This window comes from Paenibacillus sp. MT86, assembly GCF_058792535.1.
In genome coordinates this window covers 643,516-665,075 of record NZ_CM179499.1, presented here as the reverse complement: position 1 = coordinate 665,075, position 21,560 = coordinate 643,516, and the positions used below count along the sequence as shown (strand labels likewise).

The window sequence follows — 21,560 nt, the reverse complement described above, 5'->3', positions numbered from 1 at the left end:
GCTCGCATTAGGATGGTTTTTTTTGTGTTAGTTCATCAAACAGGACCGTACACCGTCTCGCCCGCTACAACGGTCTCCCGGACCACCATGCCCGATCCGTCCGTATCGCAGTCGAACAGCGTCAGGTTCGCCGGGTTCCCGGTCGTAAGCCCGCCCAACTGCGGCATATCCAGCACCATAGCCGGGCGGACCGTGACCGCGCTTACCGCATCCGCCAGCGTCATATCCGTATAGCGAATCGCGTTCGCAATGCCAACCTCCAGCGAAGAAGCGGATCCGGCCAGTATCGCCGGATTCGCTACCGTATGCAGACGCCCGTCCGCCGTCAGCTCGACTTCGCCTCCGATGAGGCTGCTGTACCTTCCGGGAGCCATGCCGCCGAACATGACGGCATCGCTGACAAGCACCGCTTTGTCCCGTTTTGCCCGCAGCATCGCTTTCAGCACAGCGGGCGCCAGATGGTGGCCGTCCGGTATAAAGGTGGCCCATAACCGGTCGTCCGCCAGCTGGTGCCAGATATAGTTGGGGTGGCGCGGCAAAACGGGCTGAGAGCCGTTCCCCAGATGCGTCGAAACCGTTGCACCTGCCTGCACCGCCCGATCGATCTGCTCGCCGGTTGCCATCGTATGCCCGATCGCGACGATAACACCTGCCTTGACAACCTTCTCTATAAATGGAACCGAGCCTTCGCGCTCCGGCGCGAGGGTCACCATCCGGATAAGTCCGTCGGCCGCATCCTGCAGCCGCTGAAATTCATCCCAATCCGGATTCCGGATATATTCCCTCGGATGCGCCCCTCGACTGCCGTCTTCACCGGACAAGTACGGTCCTTCCATATGAATGCCGACAATCGAGGCACTCCCGAACTGCTTGGACCCGGCATACTTGGACAATGCCTGAAATGCTTGACGCATCCGGTCGTAGCTGCCCGTGATGACCGTCGGCAAGTAGGCGGCGACCCCGCACCGATGCAGCGCCCGCGTCACGCCTTCAATGTCGCTTTGCGACGTCACGGTTCCATTCAAATCGTATCCGCCGAAGCCGTTGACCTGCACATCGATCCAGCCGCTGCTGATCCAGGGCAGCAACGCCGTCTTATCCCCCTGACCTAACCGTCGTATAGCCGCGATCCGTCCGTCTGACGACTCTACCTCAACCGGCTCGCCGGTGTGCGGGAGCTTTCCACGCCACATCATAGGTGCCCCCTGCCTAAGCCCATTGATATATCGGCGCTGCCGATGCTTTATCCAGATACAGCATCCAGCTGGAATGCGTCTTCAGGATGGTAGCCGGCACCCGGTTATCGACCCCGCCTTGAATCGTATTTTGAATGGCTGCCGCTTTCGCCTGATGAGGCACGACCGATACGATATGGCGGCTCTTCAAAATCTGCTTGACCGTCATCGTAATCGCCTGTTTGGGCACTTCCTCATTCGATGCAAACCAGCCTTCCCTAACCTGCTGGCTCTTGCAGGTATCGCTGAGATTCACGATCGTATAAGGCGAATCGTTATCAAAATCAGCCGGCGGATCATTAAAGGCAATATGCGCATTCTCCCCGATCCCGATCAGGGCCAAATCCACGGGCGCTTTGACGATTTCCTCGTTCAGCCGCTTCACAGTTTCCTCGGGGTCGCCCTCCCCGTTGATGAGCCAAGCTTGGCCGACGCTCGCATATTTCAGGAAGCGCTCCTTCAAGTACTTGCGAAAGCTCGCCGGATGGGATTCCGGCAGCGCGATGTATTCGTCCAAATGGAACATTTCGATTCGTTCCCATTCCAGATTCAGCTTCACGAAGTGCGACAAAAACTCAAACTGCGACGCGCCCGTCGACAGGACGATTCGCGCTTTTCCTTTCTCCGCGATTGTATCGCGGAGAATCGCCTCGCAAGCGCGGGCCGCCTCCAAGCCTGCCTGATCCGCATGTTCCAAGATGTTCAACTGCATAATGATAATTCCTCCTTGTTGTACAACATTGTAGAAATGTAAGCCATTAGGCCAGAACGCCGCTATTCATAAATTCCTCCAGCCTCACCATGCGTTTTTCTACGCGGGAACGCTCGGCGGCAAACGCCATCAGATGACTCTGGATCGATGCTTGGGCAGAGGTTGTGCTGTTATGCTGTCCCTTGGATTGAACCGACTTCACAAAATCGGCGATCAAACGCATATCCCCGCCGCCATGGCCTACATGGCCTTCCGGATCGACGAGCTGGATCACTTCCTGCTTGCCGCTGCCGAAACGGCGGATCTCGATCTCATTAGTCTCCATCGTGGCCCGTATTTCGCCTTCGGTGCCCATTAGCTTGATGGTACGGTTGCATTTCTCCGTGAACGCGCTCATCGTGAACACCGCCGTAATGTCATGCTCGAACTCCATGCTGACGACCTGATGATCCACGACGTCGTTATCGCAGTGGTACACGCACCGGCCAAAAGGACCCTCCAGCATCGCTTGGTAACGCGCTTCGTAACTCGGGTCGTTGCTCGCGGCCTCGCCTTTCCAGCCCGCATTCTCGATCAAATACGTATTCGGCGCATAGTACTGGCATTCGTGCGATACCGGGCATCCATCCAGGCAGCGCTTCGGCGCGCCGGGCGGAGCCGACTCCGGACGGAAATGCGACAGGTGGCCATAGGAGGCCACGCTTAGGCATCGGCCTCCCGCCAGCCATTGCATGATGTCCAAGTCATGGCAGGATTTGGCCAAAATCATCGGGCTGGATGACTCGCTGTTATTGAAATATCCCCGCACATACGAGTGGGCCTGGTGCCAATAGCCGACGTTCTCGTTGTGCTGGATCGACATCAGGCGGCCGATTCGTCCTTCATCGAGCAGCCGTTTAAGCTCTTGGAAAAAAGGCGCATACCGGAGAACATGGCAAATCGTTAACGTACGGTCGAAGGCTTCCGCCTGCCGGCCCATATCGATGCATTCCTGCCACTCCGGGGACATCGGCTTTTCCAGCAGCACATGATACCCGGCTGCCAACGCCTTCATGGTCGGCTCATAGTGGTCCCGGTCCCTCGTGCAGATGAAGACCGCATCCGATTGACGGGGTCCGGCAAACAGCTCATCCCAGCTTGCAAAGCATTGCTCATCCGCTATCCCGAACTTCGCTTGGCAGCGGCTGCGCCGCACCTCATCCGGATCGGCAACGGCAACAATCTGCATCTCCTCCGGTCGCTGGAGCGCATATCCGCTGTATATCATGCTGCGAAGGCCGGCTCCGACCAGCGTGACCGTTAGTGGTTTTGGTTTACTCATGTCCTTCCACACCCTTTCCCTCTAGTTGCCCGCGATATTCTACCCGCGGTTCGTTCAGCTCGGAGGGATCAAGCATCTTGAAAATGCCGGGAAACACGACGCTCATCGCTTCCTCCTCCTCAAGCTGCCGAGCCCTGACCAGATCGGCTGCGCTGCTCACAGGATGAATGGCCGTAATCGCGCCGATTCTATGGTCAACCTCCGCGGCAAGCTGCACATACAACCCTTCCCGACCTACCGTATAGAACGGGACCGCTCCCGCCTGCCACTCATCAAAGTGGGAGATAACCTCCATGCACCGGATGACATCGTACGTGCGCAGCGCAGCCAAACTGTCCCCGAGCCAGATCAAATCATCGGCAAGCTTATGCAGCACCCCAAAATAAGAACGCGCGGGCTTACCATAGATCGGATAGGGCTCATGAGGACCGACCCCGGACGTGTTCAGCACCAGCACGGAGCGGCCGGATCGGCAGGTTTCCTGAATCCAGGCCCAATGCGCTTTCAGCTGGCGGGTCCCTCCCCGCCAAACGGCAACGGTCAGCGGCCGCCTTCGTTCGGCTGTATCCTCGGCCAGTCGGAATACATAACCGCTGTTCATGATGCCCTCCTGCGACCACCACAAGCGATAATCGACCTCAAGGCCCTCCACTGCGCCCAGCCCAATGATGCGCGGGTTCAATTCGCAAGGCTTCCGGGAGGCGTAAATCTTCTCCTGCAGCCACTGCCTTGCTTGATCCCGTCTTTGCTGCGTCGGCAGCAGCGAACGGGCTGCTGCCAGCTGGTCGCAGCGATCGGCATTGAAGTCCCGGATCGTCCTTCCGTCCGCCTTATCCCGGTACACCTGACCGCCGGGACTGCACCACAGTTGTTCCGGGGGCAGCGCCTCGATCTTCATGGCATCGTTGGGAACAGCCTTCACCTCGAGATGCCGGACGAAAAATGCCGCGGCCGCCGCGGCCAGCCGATCCGTATAGCGGTGCGTCGAGGCGTCGGTCACAAGCTGCAGGTCGCCCGGGTGACCGAGCAGCTCCCAGAAGCGCCTGCAGCGATCAACGGTGCGCCGCGTGCCTTCAATCGGGAAGAAATCGTATTCTGCCGCCAACACGATCAGCGGCTTCGGCGCAAAAGCGATAAGCAGATCCTCATGGTCGTAACCCAGCCCGGTCAGGCCCGGCCATACCTGCTCGGCATCCTGCACGCCGCCGGCATGCATGTACAGCTGCCGGTTCATGATGAAGGTGGCGGGAGCCGCCGCCGCAATGCGTTCATCGCAAACCATCATCATGGCCGTCTGCGTTCCGCCGCCGGAATTTCCCGTTACGCCGATCCGCGACGGATCGACCTCGGGCCGTTCGCACAAGTAGTCGATGGCACGCATGGCATCGTGAACGAAATATTGGGCTACGCTGTCGCCGAGCATATGGCACTGAACGCCGTACTGCTGATGCTCCTTCGTTCCCCATAGGACGCTCCCTGCCCGATCCTCGAAATCATGAAGGCTAAGGCGCTCGCCCTGCCCGATCGGATCGATGGCCAGCACGATGATGCCCGCCCGGACGAAGTGCTGGATGACGCGCTGATAATAGGCATCATGCTTCGCCCCCAGCTCGTGCCCGCTCAGAAACAGGACGGCCGCAGAGCGTTCTTCCCGGTGATCGGGCAGATACAGATTCGACGTGACATCATACCCCGGGAGGGACTCGAACATAACCTTCTCTACTTGAAATCCGGTTCCGCGAATGCTTCCCGTTGTGCGTCCGTTAAGAAGGGTATCGGTTCTGCCATCTGACATGTTGCCGGCGTCCCCCGCGGACCAGCGCGAACGTTCCTTAAGCGGAGAGCTGTCAGGCGATGTTTCCTCCCCGAATGCCGCCCCTTCCTCCCTTTCCGGTTTCGCGAATGCTTCGGGAAGACCGCCGATGGACCTCAGGAAGGCCGCCTTGATGTCCTCCTGCCGCTTTCTTGCCGCCTCGGCCGTGACGATGGAATCTCGGATAGCATCCCCGGCGGCAAATGAGGCATCGGAACGCTCGAACACATGCGCTTTCAACTGATCCCGCGTGTCGTATAACGTGCAGACATACTGCTCCAGTTCCTGAACGCTGTTCATCTCGATGAACTCCTGTTGACGAGCGTCGGCAAAACGTCCGGAAGCTTCATCGCCCGGCTTTCGGCAATGGAGCGATTGGCCGTGGCGCCGATCAGAAGGGATTCGGCGCCTACCGAGCTGTCGGCTTGTTGACCTAGCGGATCTTCGATCCCGCCTTCGAACAGCGCCTTGCGCAACTTCGCATCCCCGCCGCCGTGACCGGCGGCCGATGTATTGACCTCGACCAGCTCTTCCGTGCCATCGGCTCTATAAATATGAATCCGGCTCGCTTCCCCTTGCTTCATATCCGCGTTGCTGTATACATTCGAGACCTCAATCCGGCCTTTGCTGCCGTTGATCGCGGCGCGCCAACCCTCATACGGGCTATAGGCGACGAGGGAATAGGTCAGCATCGCATCATTGTCGTACCGGACATTGACCGACATCGTGTCATAAATGTCGATCCGGCCGTCAAACAGGCAGCGGTCCCGCAAATAGCCGTCGGCTTCTTCCGCCTGGCGATAGTATTTTTCAAGAAACGGATCCTTTTCGATATCCATATAGAACTCGCACTCGTCTTTCCGGTGGCAAGTCAGGCATCGTTCTCCATGGTCCTGCCGGTCGTCCCCGTACACCCGTCTCGTCCCAAACGCATGAACTTCCGCGGGACGGCTGTTCATCCACCAGTTCACGATGTCGAAGTGATGCGTGGACTTGTGAACCAGCAGCCCGCCGCTGTTCTTCATCTCGGCGTGCCATCTGCGGAAATAGTCCGCGCCATGCCGGCGGTCCAGAAACCACTCCAGATCAATATGGTAAACATCTCCGATGACTCCTTGCAGCAGCAGTTCCTTCACGGTCGCAAAATATGGCGCAAACCGAAGGTTGAACGTGACCGTCACCTTCTTGCCGCTCTCCGACTCCGCCTGCAGAATCTCTCGGCACTTGTCTTCGTCAATCGTCATCGGCTTCTCGCTAATGACGTCGCAGCCTGCCCTCAAGGCTTGCACGATATAGGTATGATGCGTGTAATCCGTACTCGCCACGATCACGACATCCGGCTTCGCGTCGGCGATCATTCCGTCAAAATCATCGTAGACGGGGATTCCCCCGCACTCCTCGCTCAGAAAGCGAGCCCGCACCGGATTGGCATCATACACGCCTTCAAAGGCAAGGACGCCTCTCCAGTCGGTAACCATCGGCTTAGCAAACATATACAGCGCTCTCGATCCAGCGCCGACCAGCACGTACTTCTTCATGTCGTAAGTTCCTCCTTCAGCCTTTCATCCCTGTCGAAGCGATGCCTTGAACAAATTGCTTCTGCGCGAACAGATAGACGATGACGACCGGCAGCGTCGTAATAACGGCCCCCGCCATCAGCAGCGCTTGATTGACGTTCTCCGATTTCAGGTAGAGCAAGCCGAGCGGCAATGTGTACAATTCCTTGTCTTGCAGGTAAATCAACGGGCCCAACGTGTTGTTCCACGCGCCCATGAAGGTGAATACGCCCAGCGCGGCCAGCGCTGGCTTGCACAGCGGCAAATAAATTTTGAAGAATATGCCCGGCGGGCTGCAGCCGTCGATCGTAGCCGATTCATACAGCTCTTTGGGCAAGGATTTAATGAACTGATGCATCAGGAAAATACCGAACGCCCCGCCCAGGAAGCTGGGCACGATCAAAGGGTAATATGAATTCAACGCCCCGAATTCCTTCCAGATGAAATAGGTCGGGATCATGGTCACTTGCGACGGAATCATTAGGGTAGCCAGCATGATCATATAGATGAGCCCCCGTAGCCGAAAGGTAAACATCGCCAGGCCGAAGGCCACGAAAGCGCTGGAGACCAAGGATCCCACCATCTCGATCGAAACGATGAAAAAGCTGTTCAAGGTATATCGGCCGAAGTCGACTTTATTCCATATCGTCACATAGTTATCCCAATTCAGCGGATTCGGGATGAGCTGCGGCGGCATCTGCGAGATGGCGCCAACCGTCTTCAGCGACGTGGACAGCATCCATATGAAAGGGAACACCATGAAAACCGCACCGGCAATCAGCAGCAGGTACATCAGCACCTTAAGCAAGGGGTGAGTCGTCTTAGTCATAGTGCACCCACTTTTTCTCGAAATACTTCTGGAACAACGTGAAGCTCAGGATGATGACAAACAGCAGCCAGGCCGTTGCCGATGCCGGTCCCATTTTGAAGAGCAGGAACGCGTCCCGGTACACCAGCAGATTCGGCACCATATTTCTCTCCGGTATGCCCGTGGTGATGGAGCCGAACAGACCGAGGAACACGTCGAATGCCTGGAATGCCGAGATGGTAGACAAAATCATGACGAGATACACCATCGGCGTTACCATCGGGAATACCACCTTCGTCAGCTGCTTCCAGCCATTGGCGCCATCGATCTGCGAGGCTTCCAGCACCTCTTTCGGAACGTTCTGCATGCCGGCCAGAATCATGATCATGGATTGGCCCACGCCCTTCCATACCTGAACGATCGCGATGCTGGATATGACCATCAGCCAATGGCTGCTGTCAATCCATTTGACGGGGGCAAGGCCGACAGACTCCAGCACCCAGTTAATCACGCCGTATTGATAGTTGAACATCCACACCCAGACCACGCCGCCGGCGATCCACGGAGTCACGACGGGGAGGAAATAGAACAGCCGGAACAAGCCCTTGGCCCGGATGGCCTGATTCAGCATGAATGCGATCACGAATGCCATCAACGTCTGAATCGGCACGAAGATGAGCGCAAACACAAACACGTTCCGGATGGACACCCAGAACTCGTGCTTGTTCAGGACGCGCACCCAGTTGTCCAGTCCGATCCACCGCGGCGGGTTAAACAAATCCCACTCCGTGAAGGAAATATACGTGGAGAATAGGATAGGAAATAAGAGAAAAACCACGACATTGATGACAAACGGCAATGTGAAGATATAACCCCAGTATCCCTGTTTCTGCATGACACACCTGCCTTTCGTTAACGGAGCAAGGGATGCAATCCGATACGTCGCCAAGACTGCATCCGCCCTGATCCCATGAAAGCTATTTACCGGAGTCCAGCACATCCTGAACCTTGGCATGAATATCCTTCACGCCGTCTTCCACCGTAACGTTGCCCACCATGATTTCATTGACCACCTGCTGCACCAGAATGCGCCATTCGCTCCAGGTAGCATTCTCATCAAGGGTAACGCCGCCTTCGTTAATGCCGTCCGTGAAAGCCGCTTTGTTCAGCGGTTTGGTTGTGCTGTCCTTCAATTGATCCAGCGCCGACTTTTTCACGGGCAGCGTGGATCCCGTCTTGACGATGATATCCTGCACTTCATCGCCGAGGTAATATTTCAGGAACTCCCAGGCGGCATCCTTCGATTCCTGCTTGGCTCTGGAGGAGACCAGCCACGTGTTGGCTACCATCGGAACATAGCGCTTGCCGTTAACCCCTTTCGGAATTTTGACGACATCCCAGTTCGTATCGGCAAAGCTCTCGTTCATATTCACTTGCAGGCTGTATTGAAGGAAATACATCGCAGCCTTGCCGCTCGCGAATACTTCGAGCTCGCCGCCGTTCGCTTTCAGGTAATCGATATCGGCAAAATAGCCTTGATCCAAACCGTCATACAGCTGCTGTAATCCGGCCGCGGTTTTGGGATCGTCAAACCGCGATTTCGTCAGGGTGTCGTCCAAGGCCGAGCCGCCTGCCTGCTTGATCCAAGGAAACCAGCCGTTGGTTATGGAAAAGGAACCGATGAATCCGAATTGGCTGGTTCGGTCTCCTTCCTTGATCGTCAGCTGCTTGGAGGCTTCAATGAGGTCGTCAAAGGTCCAGTCGTCGGTCGGTACCGGCACGCCGGCCTTCTCGAAGACATCCTGGTTGTACGCTAGCGCAATCGGGTTAATGCCGTGGGGGACGCCCCAGATCTTCCCTTCCGGCGTTTTGGCGGAGAACAGGCCGTCGATGTATTCGTCCGCTTTCAGGTCGGATTCAGTGTAGGAGGACAAGTCCTCTGCCACACCGCGTTCCCCGTAGCTAAGTATGGTGGCGTTCTCTTGGAACCAGACGTCCGGCATCGTGTTGCCTGCAATCTGCGTGGCGATCTTGGACGTAAAGTCCCCCCACGGCGCTTCTTGGATTTCAACGTTGATGTGGGGGTGGGACGCAATAAAACCGTCGATAATTTCTTTACTCGTCACCTCATAGCTGCCAGGGAGCCCAATCTTGAGCGTCACCTTCTCTTTGCTGCCTTCCGCTTCCCCCGGCGAGACCTCCCCATCGGTTGACCCGCCGGATGAGGAGCATGCGGTGAACATCATCATAAACGCCAGCATCAAAGAGATTACCTTTACCTTTTTTGACATTGAAAACCCTCCTTTTTGAGTTACAAATAGAGATTACGTGTTTTCTGCTCCAGCTCATTCCAAAGGCATTCATTCAATAGTAATCGATTTCTGTAACGAGTATAGCATGGAAGCCCTTTCTTGAATAGAGTTTTCTATGTTATCATCGATTATTTTTCTACTATATGTCTGACTTCGAGCGTTATATAAGGTGTTCCGAGGTTTTACAGGAATTGTTTTCCACATGCTGAATCAAAAAACGGATAGGAAAAAAGTTAGTAATCGATATCTTTATTAACAACAAATAAAGCCCGAGCGTTTTTTGAAATGCCGGGCTTTATGCCATCCTTGTATTCACTTGTTCTCCCGAATATCCCGGACCGATTTTCGCTCCAGCAATTTAGGCTGCAGCATAACATCAAACATCGGGCTATCGTCGCCCTGCATCATATCCAGCAGCATTTTGCAGGCCATCTTCCCCATCTCGTAATCGGGCTGCTTTATCGTTGTGAGCGGCGGATGAATCATCTGCCCCACGTCAATGCCGTCAAAGCCCATTACCGAAATCTGCTCCGGCACCTGAATGTCGCGCTGCGACAATTCGTTGATCACCCCAAAGGCCATCATGTCATTGCACGCAAATATCGCCGTCGGCTGCAGCGAATGTTCCAGCAGTCTCTGCGTGAGCTGCTTGCCCGTATCGAATTCGGTGACCGCATTATACACTTCCTCGGTCGGGGACTCGACCACCAGCGGCTTGAGACCCGCGTCCTTCATCGCCGACATATAGCCCTGATGAATGCTTCGGCGGCTTGGGCGATCCAGCTTGGAAGTGACGTAACCGATGCGCGCATGCCCCTTCTCCTGCAGATGCTTGGTTGCGATGTAACCGGCCTTGTGGTAGTCGAACTCGATCTGGTTAATGTTGTCCTCATCGATCTTCTGATCGATGGCGATGACGTTCAGGCCAAGTTTCATCAACTGGGTCAACTGGCTCTTATCCTTGGAGATCGAGGAGATGATCAGGCCTTTGACCTGCTTCTCCATGATCGTCCTTAAATATTCGTCTTCCAGGGCCGGATCTTGCAGGGAGTTGCATACGATAACCGTAAAGCTATTCTGCCGAGCCACCTCTTCGATCCCGAAAATGACGGAAGAATAAAACGGGTTCACAATAGAAGGAATGATGACTCCGATCGTATTGCTGCTATTCTTCTTCAGCTGTTTGCCGAGCATATTCGGAATATAATTGGACTCCTTCGCGATTTGCTGGATGCGCTCTTTAAGCTCCTTGCTGACAGGATAACTGCTGTTGCTTAACACGCGCGAAACCGTTGCCGAAGAAACATTCGCCATCTTTGCTATATCATGTATTGTGGTCGGCTTCTTCATAGGATCCCTCACTTATAGTAATCGTTTACTATTGTAAAGTATACAAATAGCTGACATAGAAAGCAATAAACCGATGAAAATATCCTAAACGTTCATGCCCCCGTTATATCCTTAGATCCCGCATTTCTCGGCTAAATCCCATTGCCCGAAACGTTATGTTCAGCCGCTGAATGTGACGAATCCCGCTATCGATTTGCCTTACGTGCTTGCGAACAAAAAAAAAGGACCGCCGGGTCATCCCCGGCGGCAAATATATTGGTGGAAGGAATTTCATCGTTCAGTAGGAATAAGGAGCAGCTAAAAAATGACTGAGTCTGAGATTACACTTCAGGCGTTCCGTAGGTTGCGAACCAACCCTTGATCGTATCGAAATCATCCGTAAAGGACAGGGAGAGCAGCAGCAGAACGCGGGCTTGTTGAGGACTCAGGTTGTCGCCTGAAATGATGCCCTCTCCGCCGCCGTATACGCTGCCAGAGCCTGTACGGGTCGTAGTTACGAAGACCACCCCCTTTTCGATGGCTTCTTTGCGGGCGGCACTCATCTCTCTCGAGATGCCGCCTGCGCCGGTACCGGAGGTGACGATGCCTTTAGCTCCGTCTGCCACAAAGCCTTTGATCGCCCCGCCGCCGGCCTCCTGATAAGAAACCGCAATTTCGACCTTCGCCAGATCCCCTTTCGTGATTTTGCTCAGATCAAACACTGGTTTACCCTGGCCTTCGTCTTTCATTGCACGGAGGGGAGCCCGGTAGATACGGATATTCTCGTCATCGATATATCCGACCGCGCCCAGCATAGGCGTTTCGAACGTGTCGGTGCGGTAGTCATTGGTCTTGGTTACGCCGCGTGCCAGATGAATCGTGTCATTCAGCATCAGCACCGTGCCGAAGGATTCCGTGCGGCCGCTCCCGGCAAGTTTGATGGCGTTGTACAAGTTCGCTTGGGCATCGGAACCGATCACCGTCCAAGGTCTCATGGAACCGGTGATAACGACGGGTTTATCGCTTTGCACCGTCAGATCGAGGAAGTACGCAATCTCTTCCATCGTATCCGTCCCTGTTGTCACGACGACGCTATCGTACACCTCCAGCGCCTTGTCGACGGTCCGGGAAAGATCGTATAAATCGGCCATGGTATAGGCGCTCGACCCGGAGTTGCCGAACTGAAGCGTGCTGATATCCGCAATCTTGTCCGTATTCGGAAGCTCGCCTACCATATCTTCAATCTTCAGCGTTCCTGCCCGATAGGATTGAAAGCTGGTAGCATCCGTCGATTGGCCCGCCAAAGTGCCGCCAGTCGCAACCACCAGCACGTTCGGCTTCGCCGATTGTTTAGAGGCCTCCGACAGGGGAGGAACCGTCGTATTCCTTCCTGGCGCCGCAGGGGTTTGCACGGGTGAAACCGCACTAACCGTCCCTTTCACTTCCGTTACCGTTGCAGCATGTGCCGCATACGTCCCAACAGGCGATAAAGTAATCACAAAAGCGGTAAATGCAGCGGTACTCCAAACTGCTAACGGGCGTTTCGACTTCGGTTTCATCATGGCACTCTCCTCTGATGTGTATGTGATATTATCTAACATAAATCTATGTATTCGTTAGAGTTATTCTATTTAATGTTATTTAATATAACAAATATTACATGCAGTAGAGAAAACGTTAACAATGATAGTTTATGAATGATAACCCCTCTTTTCTTGCCATTTTTAATAGATTTAAATAAATATAATCCAGAAATAAAAAGAGCACATCATGAGAATAAAATCAATTAATGTTATATAAATTAACATATGAAGCCATCTGCAAACGATTCTATCCGAACTATAAACAATAACAAGGGATAGTCCATCACCTTCCGGTCGGACTATCCCTTGCACTTGTTATCATTCATTGCGCTTGCTGGCGATTATCTTGTATAAACGCCTTCTGCTTAATCCGCCTGTCCCGGTTCCTCCACAGCCCCTGCTTCGGTGACACGGTACACCATAATTTCACCATCCACCACGTGATAGATGGAATAAGAGTCCACCAAGTTGTTCTCGTTAAAGCTAATCATGAGCTGCGCCTTCATGCTTCCGCTATCGAGGCCCTGAACATCTACCGAAACGGCGGTTTCGGGGTAATGGTAGCCTTCCTTGCCTGGATGATCATACTGCCACGAAGTGAATCCCCCGCCTTTAGCCGTCGTCTTCGCCTCCCCAAGCTGTTGCCGGACTTCTTCCATCGTCTTGCTTATCAGTGACAGCTCTTTCAGGGAAGAAACAACATCTTCTCCCTGCTCTTTCGAGGTTGAAGCGTCTGCTTGAGAGGTTGCATTTTCCGCGGAAGGGGCCGGAACAGACGGCGACGGATCGGCTACCTTCGCTACCGATTGATCTTCTGAAGCCTCGTCACTCTCTCCGGCAGGAGTTGCCTCTTTCTTCTCTTCCGGCTGCGGCTGCTTGGTTAATTCAAGCCCTTGCACGGATGTGTTCACCGGCTCGTTCTCCACCAGGGGAGTTTCGTTGCTGCAGCCTCCGATCACCAGCACGGCCACCACTGCAACCCATATCATGCTAATCTTGTTCATTGCTCACTACTCCTTCGTTGTCTCTCCATTATGATTGGAGGTAATATGGAATTCCTTCATCATGTTATGGAAGCGTGCACCGAAGCCTTCGGAGGCCTCCAGGAAATACTGCTGCTTCACGACAAAGCTGCCGCCCTGCCCGTTATCGAACACATAATACCGTATGACCGGATCATCCCACTCTTTGCCGCCGGTGCCGCCTACCGCACGCACCTCCCAGCCTTGAATCGGTTCATCCACGAGGTTCGCCTCGACCTTCGGATACGTTTGCAGCTCTTTCTGAAGCTGCTCCGCTGCGCTCTTTGGATCAATGCCCTCCTGCGAAATTTCCATGAACACCTCCGGATAGCGGTCATCTGTTGGCTTCTCCTTCAATTCAATGCGGTCCACGCCCGATTCATGAACCATCTTAAACCGGCTCTCATCCATATAAATCACGTAATCCGCTCCCTCATGTAGCTGATCCACGCTTGTTTCCGGCATGCCCTCCAGCTCCTGTTCAACCGTCTTCTGAGGAGCGAACCATTCCTTCACCTGATCAATGAACGCTTGGACAGGCGCCGTCTGAAAGCTGACGGTCAGCACGATGGCTGCCGCAGCGGCGGTGCCCGCAATCCATCCGGCCGCTCTTCGTCCCGAACGGCGGCGTCCTTTCGACTCCCGCGGCGCAAAGGAAGTCTCCGACTCTGCAGGCTGCTGGGCTTGCTCGCTATGAATCCGCTCCTTGATCGCCATCCAAATCTCGTCTTTATGTCGCATCGCGTCATCCGTCCCCTTTTTCAGGCCGTCTGCAATCTCTTGATCCCATGGATCACGTCCCATGCTGATTCCCTCCCCTATTCTGCAGCATCCATTCCTTTAATTTCTTTCTCGCTTTGAACAGCCTGGACTTCACCGTGTTGACGTTCAGCTCCATCATGTCCGCGATATCCTTCTCGGCTACATCATTCAAATATTTCAAAATAACGGGAATCCGGTGCGGATCATCCAGCCGCTGCACCAGCTCATATACCTCGCCGTGCCGGTCAAATTCATAGGTGTCGCTCTCGGAGGGAAGATCCCTCTCCTCGGAAATTTCCGAAGGCACCATCTTCGCATGTTTCTTCAAATACCGGTTGCACTCGTTATAGAGAATCCGGTTGAACCACGGCTCAAAGGGCCTGCTCAAATCATAGGACCCCAGATTGCGGTAAACCCGGATAAACGTTTCCTGGACCACGTCGGCGGCGCTTGCCGAACTTCCGGTGACTGCGGCTGCCGTTCGAATCGCCCGATCCGCATATAACCGATACAGCTGTTCAAACAGTTCATCGCTGTACTCCGTCTTTAATCGTTGTATAAGGTCGTGTACCAAACCGTGCTTGCCTCCTTTCACTTGGCCAATCACTTACAATACCCCGGCATGCAGGCAAAAAGTTTTCGAGTATGTTATTTTTTTAGTATGTAAAAAAAGGATACCCCGATGCCGCACGGCCGAAGTATCCTTTTTCTATATTATAACCAATCATTAAGCTTGCGCCGGGATCGGTTCCATTGGGTGTGCCTGATGGCTCACCGGCTCGACTTGCTCTGCCTTGCGGAGGTGCTTCTGCCCCCGCCAGCGGAAGAAAGACAACACGCCGCGCAAATACTCGTCGGCAATCATGCAGGAGTAGATGCCGATAAGACCCCATCCCATGTGTATGCCAAGCACATAGGACAGCCCGGTGGCGACAAGCCACATCGAGCCAAGGGAAATGTACATGGTGAACCTGGTATCTCCGACGGCATTGAGCGAGTTGCCGAGCGCCATGTTGAGCATTTTGCCGGGCTGGAGAATCAGGTTCATCCCAAGAAGCGATGCCCCGATCGCAACGATCGTCTTATCGTCCGTAAACAGCCCCAGTAGCTGTTTTCCGAAAACATACAGGATGAATGCATTGACGACCACGTAAATTGTCCCGATACCCAGTGCGCGGTACGCGCTTCGGTATGCCTCCCGGATCCGGCCTGCGCCGAACAGATGCGCGATCTGGATCTGGGCCGCCATCGCGATCGACGAGCCTAGCAGGAAGCAGAAGGACTCCAGCGTATTCATGTACGTACGGGCTGCCAGCTCGGCGGCACCCAGCGTTGCAATGAAGGAGTAGATGATCAGCTGCGTAAAAACCCAGCAGGACATATTGATGCCGAGCGGCCATCCGATCTTCAGGATTTCGCCGAACAGCGGGCGGTCGAACACCCGGAATTCCTTCCATTTGATTCGGTATTCAAAGGAACGAAGGAACATGTACAGCAGCAAGAGAACGGCAAGCAATCGGCTGACCACCGTCGAAACCGCAACGCCGGTAAGCCCCCACTGCGGGAAGCCGAAAGCCCCGAATATAAACCCATAGTTCATAATGACGTGGATGATATTCATCCCGATGGCCACGTACATCGGCCCGCGCGTGTTGCCGGTATTGCGGATGACCGTGCTCATCGTAGCCATCATGGCAATCAATATCATTCCGCCGCCGACAATGGAGATATACGTTCCCGCAAGCGGAAGCAGACGCTCCGGCAGCTGCAGCACCGAGGCGATAGCCTCCGGCATTGCAAACAATATCAAGCTGCACGCCAAGCCGATGATGGTGGTGGCGCTTACCGCCATGATGCCGATCGTTCGGGCATCCCCCGTCCGATGCGACCCGATCTTCTGGGCAATGAGAATGCCGGCACCGCTGGCGACCGTCATGAACAGCGTCGTCATCGCCTGAAACAGCTGATTGGAGAAGCCGACCACGGCCACCGCATCGTCGGAAATCCGGCTCACCATCAATGTATCCACCGCTCCCAGCAGAAACTGCAGGAACAGCTCGATAAATATGGGCCATGCGAGAACCCATAATGTAAATTTGTTTGTGTTTTTATCCAACATTCCAACCTCCACCCATGATGTAAGGGTTAAACACAATTCATGATGAAACGGTCTTTAACCTTTTCAAATTATAGATGGTATACTGGAGTTATAATATCATTTTCCGAACGAAAACTTTCAAAATTCAAACCTCGCGAACCACGAAAGGGCTTTCTTATGACGATCCTGAATTTTACCGTTCCGCCGCTGCCGGAATACATCAATAGCGGGCTTACCCGGGCTCCGATTCACAGTGGACACCCCAACCGCAAAAACATCGGCATCTTTGATCTGCTCGTCGTTAGGAAGGGACAGCTGTATGTCACCGAGAACGGAAGTCCTTATGAGATCAAACCCGGCATGTTCCTGATCCTGCGTCCCGATACACATCATTTCGGCACGAGGGGATGCACCGAGGAGACCGATTATTACTGGCTCCATTTCCAGACCTCCGGGGATTGGCACCCGGACGAGGCTTGCCAAGCGCCTAGAAGAGAGGAAGTTCCGGAGCTGAAGGCGATGACGCCGAACTATTTTTCCGTCAACATCCCCCAGTTCGGCACCCTGCCTCAGCCGGAAAAGGCCATGGAGCTCCTGGCTACCCTGTCTTCGCTGGTTCAGTACGGTCACCAGGCCAAAATCCTGTGGCGGCAGCAGGTGGTGTTCCAAGAGCTCATCGAGTTGCTGGCCGCCGCACTGGATACGCCACTCTCCTCGCCCTCCTCCGCTTGTGCCGAACGGGCCGCAGCTTATCTGCGGAAGCATTATCGCGAGGAGTTCAAGGTACAGGAGCTCGGCGACCGCATCAACTTCCACCCTGTCTATATCGCACGCTGCATGCAGAAGGAATTCGGCTGCTCGCCGGTTGAATATTTGCAGCGCTATCGGATCGAACAGGCCAAGATGCTGCTGATGCAGACGGATTTCAGCATCAGCCGGGTCGCGGAAGAGGTCGGTTTCAATCATGCGGCCTACTTCACCTCCTGTTTCACGAAGCAGGAAGGGATCTCGCCGCGCAAATACAGGCAGCGGTTCTTCATGAATTAATTCATTTTTACGCGAAATCCAAGAAAGAAGCTTGCAACCTGGGCGGGAAGCCTTTATAATGAGAATTAATCACATGATAATGATTATCATTACCGGACAAGTGAGAATGTGTTGAGAATGTATTTACACTCAGGTTTACACGCTTTTCGCTTGAAGAGTTTATATACAAAGGAGAGCCGATTGACTTATGAAAACGACTTCCCGCCGCTGTTCTCTGCAAATGGATGATTATTTGGACCTGCTGAACCTCGCGATCCAGCTTGGAGACGTGAAGTGGCAGAAAGAAATCACCCGCAAAATGGAAATGACGCTGTCCACATTAGAGACCGCAGCTCAATAAATAACACAGGGATTACATAATCCTGCATATAGGAAAGACACCCCATCGCTATTCCAGGCATGTCCTTGGAAAGCAGATCAGGTGTCTTTTTTTCCGTCATCACTATCGTTTCTTCTCCGGGTTCCGGCATTCTAAACTACTTCTTCGCAAATCCATCCAAATCATGCTTCAACCTGTTGTTAAGCGCTACCAATTCGTCGTAATCGGAGATGTCCAGATTGACTTCTCCCCCTCAACCGAATCCGTAACGTAATACACCTTGTACATCAGGGAAATCAATGCTTCCGAATCCTTCATGATGATCGCGTACTTCTCGATGTCTTCCTCCGAGAACTCCCCGTTCTCCGCATAGCTTTCCCGTATGCTGTCGGACAGAGCCAGGAACTTTCCCGCGATGGGGTTAAGCAGCTGCGAACGGACGGCTTCATCCGCTGTCTTGGAATAGGCTTCGATGGCCGCCAGCTTCAGCCGCACTTCCGCAAGGCGCGCTTCATGAAGGGGCATGGACTTCAGCTCCAAAATGTCGGTGTAATGGCTCCATATTTGAAATAGAGATGTGCCCAATATGCTTTGCAAGGTCATTTTCGTTCCCTGTTCGATCTTCTTCTGATGTTCAATCAGAAACACGGTGCAGGCCAGCACCAATGCTACCATCCATACCCAGATCCATTTCGCTGAATTCGTCATAACACACCTCCGACTCCTCTATTTTACCATATTAAGGATAAAATGAGATGGAATATATCATGGTCAGAGAGCAAAATAAACGACCCAGTCCATAAGACTGGATCGTGCCGAATCATTAGCTGCCTCGAATTTGGCGCCACATCGTCACCATGTCGATCCAACCGCGATGTTCGGTTATTTTACCATCGGTTACCCGATATTGACGGTACAGTGTCACATCAATGGTATTGCCTGTTGGAGAGTTTCCAAAAAACATGCCGGTATGCGTGCCTCTTACCCCCATTCTTACTAATACCTTATCCCCTTGGGCGATCATCTGTTCCACGGTATAGTGTTTATCTGGAAATGCCCCCAGTATGGTTAAGGCAAATTGTTTCAGGCCTTCTTTGGATTGATAAGAATGCTCTTGATAACCGGGCGATAAAAATTGATCCGTGCTGTCCATATCACTCTGATTCCAGAAACTCTCGATAAACGCGGATACCGTTTCCATATTGTTCTGTTCTATTGTTTTCATCATAAAACATCTCCTTTGTTCGTTGGGTTTTCCGATTGCTTTACCGTTAACATCCGCAGCTACTTTGCCTGGATTTGGGGCAGCAGCGTCCCTGTATCGAACCAACCACTGTGATTCGTAATTTCGCCATCTACGATATGAAATTCCCGGAACTGGGTAATCTGAACGGATTTGCCCGTCGGCGGATTTCCTGCAAAGCTGGCATTATGCGTTCCTGTAATAACAATTCTTGCTATGACCTTCTCCCCTTGGGCTAAGGTATCAGCTAGCATATAGTGTTGATCCTCGAAGGCTTCTGCGATCTGTTCGGCAAAAAACTGATCCGTCTGATAAATATCCCCTTTATTCCACAACTCCTCGATCTTTGCGGTCACCATTTCGATATTGTTCTGCTCTATGGTCTTCATGAAAAACATCTCCTTTGTTGGTTATTTGCATTAGGAAAGCAGGCTGATTCCTATCTCTCAAATAGAGACAATGGGATACTATCAGCTAATGCCTTATATCCTGCATCGCTAAGATGCAGATGATCGCCAAAATCATAGGCGGGAAGCAGTTCGTTTGGAGCTTCGGATTAGCTAAGGCCTTGTCAAAGTCAATCATTCCATCGAATACATGTTGAGTACGAATCCACTGGTTCACTTCTTGGCGAACTCGTTCCTTTTCCTCCGAGTAATAATTTGCATTGCCGAACGGGGTGAGGGTGCCTATACATATGCGTACTCCTTTGGTATGCGCTTCGACAGCCACCTTCTTCATGCCCGCGATGATTTGATTCGCGGTCGCATTCCCAAGGCCGATATCGTTGATACCTTCAAAAAAAATCACGTCTGTAATTCCAGGGTGAGAGAAAACGTCGCGATCTAAACGCGAAAGCACATTTTCTCCGGCTACGGGCAGACCAACGTCTGGACCGCTCTTTAGAATCTGATTCCCGACGATGCCGGAATTAAGGACCGAAATTTCCCGGTCTGTCTTTTCCCGGACAAGACGATCATAAAACAAGTCTGGCCACCGGTGGTTAGAGCCTGCGGTAGACGTACTCCCCTCTGTAATCGAGTCGCCTAGAGCAACAATCACTCGTGAATTTCTTCCCTGGGATAATACCTCCATACCGGATACCCAACAGCAGGAGTGGGTCTTTTGCTTGAAAAATTCTGCACTGTTATCCGAAGCGTGATCCCCATCGGCGATATAGCTGATTTGGGGTGGGGAAAAATGCCAAGTAGATGTTTTAGTTGATTGAGGAACATATATGCTTATGGCTACATCCACAGCTCCACTCACGTTAAGATCCACGGGATCAGTATAGATTTCTCGTCCGGCAGGAATGATGATGATTGATATCCGTTCGAATGTGACATGTCTATCGCTTCCTGGAATCGTATACCCATCTTTATTGGAAAGCGCTAAGTTTACGCTGCCGAATACTACCTGTTCGGAACCATACAGATTGGATAACTTCAATCGTATGGTAGAGCCGGCGGTATGGGGGTGTACGATCATGCGAATCGTCTGGTTATCCAATGTATCGAAGGCGGCGAATCTTGCATCGTAGTAAGTCTGGCTTGCAAACCAGGAACCCAACCAACGTTCGCCTGCCTCTACAGTTGTTCCTGCCGTCTTCTTTATACCTGGCTGAATTGCTTTCACATGTATTCTCCTTTCCACCTAATACGTAACTAAATGGTCACGTATTAGGCGCATCGTTATACAGTCATCCGTAAAATGCACAGTTACCCATAGGATGGATCGCAGTTTAGAAATCCGTGAAGTCCTGTTACCGTAATGACATGACGCCAACAGAAAGCGACCGGGTCAGAACGAGAAACTTCTCTACAGCAGCATCAACCCTCTCCCTCAGCCCAGCATCTAATGGAACACCCTCCGCATCAAAGCCTTGCGATCCCGCTCCGATAGAAATCCACTCCGGGCTGTTAACCCCATGCAAGTTGCGCATAATACTCTGAAGATGGGTCAGCGAGCTCACCCCGACCGGTCCGCCTGCAGAGCTCACGGAAAGCACCGGTTTCCCCGATATATGACTTACATTCATGTAATCCAGGGCATTTTTGAGCACCCCTGAAATCGAACCATGATATTCCGGTGTCGCGAAGATCAATCCGTCCGCACCTTTGACTATATCCAATACATACTGGACATTCGGGCTCAGTTCCTCGTTGTCAGGCGAATAAAGCGGTAATTCCAATTCATTCAATTCGATACATGCGGCTGAAATTTGATGACCTTGCAGCAGCCTCCCGATATAGCGAAGCAATAACGTACTTGTAGCTCCTTGACGATTACTGCCCGCGATCATAACAATTTTCATATGTTTCCTCATCCTCCCTGTACTTTTTAACCACTATGGATTCTTAATCATCCAGACCTATGCTGTTTACTATGCTCTTTACTATG

The 21,560-nt window shown here is 53.0% G+C and carries 21 protein-coding genes; 2 read left to right on the top strand and 19 right to left on the bottom strand.

Annotated features, from left to right (window positions below; translation table 11 throughout):
• Positions 1-35 precede the first annotated feature (35 nt).
• The 14 genes from AC3RCL_RS02850 to AC3RCL_RS02785 all read right to left on the bottom strand — a co-directional run bounded on the left by AC3RCL_RS02850 (position 36) and on the right by AC3RCL_RS02785 (position 16,572).
• Positions 36-1,196, bottom strand: coding sequence for an N-acetylglucosamine-6-phosphate deacetylase (locus tag AC3RCL_RS02850; RefSeq protein WP_492534526.1), 1,161 nt, complete (start codon positions 1,194-1,196; stop codon positions 36-38).
• Between the two features lie 13 nt (positions 1,197-1,209).
• A complete protein-coding gene (locus AC3RCL_RS02845; protein WP_277747715.1) occupies positions 1,210-1,947 on the bottom strand; it encodes a glucosamine-6-phosphate deaminase in 738 nt (245 codons plus the stop codon).
• 46 nt (positions 1,948-1,993) lie between these two features.
• Positions 1,994-3,268, bottom strand: coding sequence for a Gfo/Idh/MocA family protein (locus tag AC3RCL_RS02840; RefSeq protein WP_492534525.1), 1,275 nt, complete (start codon positions 3,266-3,268; stop codon positions 1,994-1,996).
• Complete coding sequence (locus AC3RCL_RS02835) at positions 3,261-5,381, bottom strand: alpha/beta hydrolase family protein (RefSeq protein ID WP_492534524.1); 2,121 nt, start codon at positions 5,379-5,381, stop codon at positions 3,261-3,263. Before AC3RCL_RS02835 ends, AC3RCL_RS02840 begins: the two co-directional genes overlap by 8 nt.
• On the bottom strand, positions 5,378-6,619 hold the full coding sequence (locus tag AC3RCL_RS02830) for a Gfo/Idh/MocA family protein (protein ID WP_492534523.1): 1,242 nt from the start codon (positions 6,617-6,619) through the stop codon (positions 5,378-5,380). Before AC3RCL_RS02830 ends, AC3RCL_RS02835 begins: the two co-directional genes overlap by 4 nt.
• 16 nt (positions 6,620-6,635) lie before the next feature.
• Positions 6,636-7,466: a carbohydrate ABC transporter permease gene (locus tag AC3RCL_RS02825; RefSeq protein ID WP_009591862.1), complete on the bottom strand. Its 831-nt coding sequence runs from the start codon at positions 7,464-7,466 to the stop codon at positions 6,636-6,638.
• On the bottom strand, positions 7,459-8,340 hold the full coding sequence (locus AC3RCL_RS02820) for a carbohydrate ABC transporter permease (RefSeq protein WP_090910407.1): 882 nt from the start codon (positions 8,338-8,340) through the stop codon (positions 7,459-7,461). The genes AC3RCL_RS02825 and AC3RCL_RS02820 overlap by 8 nt, the downstream gene beginning before the upstream one ends.
• Positions 8,341-8,422: 82 nt before the next feature.
• A complete protein-coding gene (locus AC3RCL_RS02815) occupies positions 8,423-9,736 on the bottom strand; it encodes an ABC transporter substrate-binding protein (RefSeq protein WP_492534522.1) in 1,314 nt (437 codons plus the stop codon).
• Between the two features lie 333 nt (positions 9,737-10,069).
• On the bottom strand, positions 10,070-11,071 hold the full coding sequence (locus tag AC3RCL_RS02810; RefSeq protein WP_492534521.1) for a LacI family DNA-binding transcriptional regulator: 1,002 nt from the start codon (positions 11,069-11,071) through the stop codon (positions 10,070-10,072).
• A gap of 356 nt (positions 11,072-11,427) precedes the next feature.
• Entirely contained in the window at positions 11,428-12,648 is a 1,221-nt protein-coding gene (locus AC3RCL_RS02805; RefSeq protein ID WP_012818757.1) for an asparaginase, read from the bottom strand.
• Between the two features lie 386 nt (positions 12,649-13,034).
• Positions 13,035-13,673, bottom strand: a complete 639-nt coding sequence (locus AC3RCL_RS02800; RefSeq protein WP_012818756.1) for a hypothetical protein — start codon at positions 13,671-13,673, stop codon at positions 13,035-13,037.
• A 6-nt stretch (positions 13,674-13,679) separates the two neighbouring features.
• Entirely contained in the window at positions 13,680-14,495 is an 816-nt protein-coding gene (locus tag AC3RCL_RS02795; RefSeq protein WP_036664703.1) for a hypothetical protein, read from the bottom strand.
• Positions 14,485-15,027 carry an RNA polymerase sigma factor gene (locus AC3RCL_RS02790; protein ID WP_096774695.1) on the bottom strand — a complete coding sequence of 181 codons (543 nt, stop codon included), beginning with the start codon at positions 15,025-15,027 and terminating at the stop codon, positions 14,485-14,487. The genes AC3RCL_RS02795 and AC3RCL_RS02790 overlap by 11 nt, the downstream gene beginning before the upstream one ends.
• Before the next feature lie 153 nt (positions 15,028-15,180).
• Positions 15,181-16,572, bottom strand: a complete 1,392-nt coding sequence (locus AC3RCL_RS02785; protein WP_492534520.1) for an MATE family efflux transporter — start codon at positions 16,570-16,572, stop codon at positions 15,181-15,183.
• Positions 16,573-16,728: 156 nt separating this feature from the next.
• Between AC3RCL_RS02785 and AC3RCL_RS02780 the strand changes: the two genes are divergently transcribed.
• Both AC3RCL_RS02780 and AC3RCL_RS02775 read left to right on the top strand, forming a co-directional pair.
• Entirely contained in the window at positions 16,729-17,598 is an 870-nt protein-coding gene (locus AC3RCL_RS02780) for an AraC family transcriptional regulator (protein WP_012818752.1), read from the top strand.
• 187 nt (positions 17,599-17,785) lie between these two features.
• Positions 17,786-17,938 (top strand): hypothetical protein, encoded by a 153-nt coding sequence (locus AC3RCL_RS02775; protein ID WP_009591875.1) that lies wholly within the window; start codon positions 17,786-17,788, stop codon positions 17,936-17,938.
• A 186-nt stretch (positions 17,939-18,124) separates the two neighbouring features.
• Here the strand turns inward: AC3RCL_RS02775 and AC3RCL_RS02770 are convergent, their stop codons facing one another.
• The 5 genes from AC3RCL_RS02770 to AC3RCL_RS02750 all read right to left on the bottom strand — a co-directional run bounded on the left by AC3RCL_RS02770 (position 18,125) and on the right by AC3RCL_RS02750 (position 21,474).
• Positions 18,125-18,625 carry a hypothetical protein gene (locus AC3RCL_RS02770; RefSeq protein WP_492534519.1) on the bottom strand — a complete coding sequence of 167 codons (501 nt, stop codon included), beginning with the start codon at positions 18,623-18,625 and terminating at the stop codon, positions 18,125-18,127.
• Between the two features lie 115 nt (positions 18,626-18,740).
• Entirely contained in the window at positions 18,741-19,145 is a 405-nt protein-coding gene (locus AC3RCL_RS02765; RefSeq protein ID WP_492534518.1) for an ester cyclase, read from the bottom strand.
• Positions 19,146-19,201: 56 nt separating this feature from the next.
• Positions 19,202-19,549, bottom strand: a complete 348-nt coding sequence (locus AC3RCL_RS02760; protein ID WP_012818749.1) for an ester cyclase — start codon at positions 19,547-19,549, stop codon at positions 19,202-19,204.
• A gap of 85 nt (positions 19,550-19,634) precedes the next feature.
• A complete protein-coding gene (locus AC3RCL_RS02755; protein ID WP_492534517.1) occupies positions 19,635-20,795 on the bottom strand; it encodes a GDSL-type esterase/lipase family protein in 1,161 nt (386 codons plus the stop codon).
• Between the two features lie 127 nt (positions 20,796-20,922).
• The gene (locus AC3RCL_RS02750) at positions 20,923-21,474 is read right to left on the bottom strand and encodes an NADPH-dependent FMN reductase (protein WP_012818747.1); all 552 of its coding nucleotides are present in this window, start codon (positions 21,472-21,474) and stop codon (positions 20,923-20,925) included.
• Positions 21,475-21,560 lie beyond the last annotated feature (86 nt).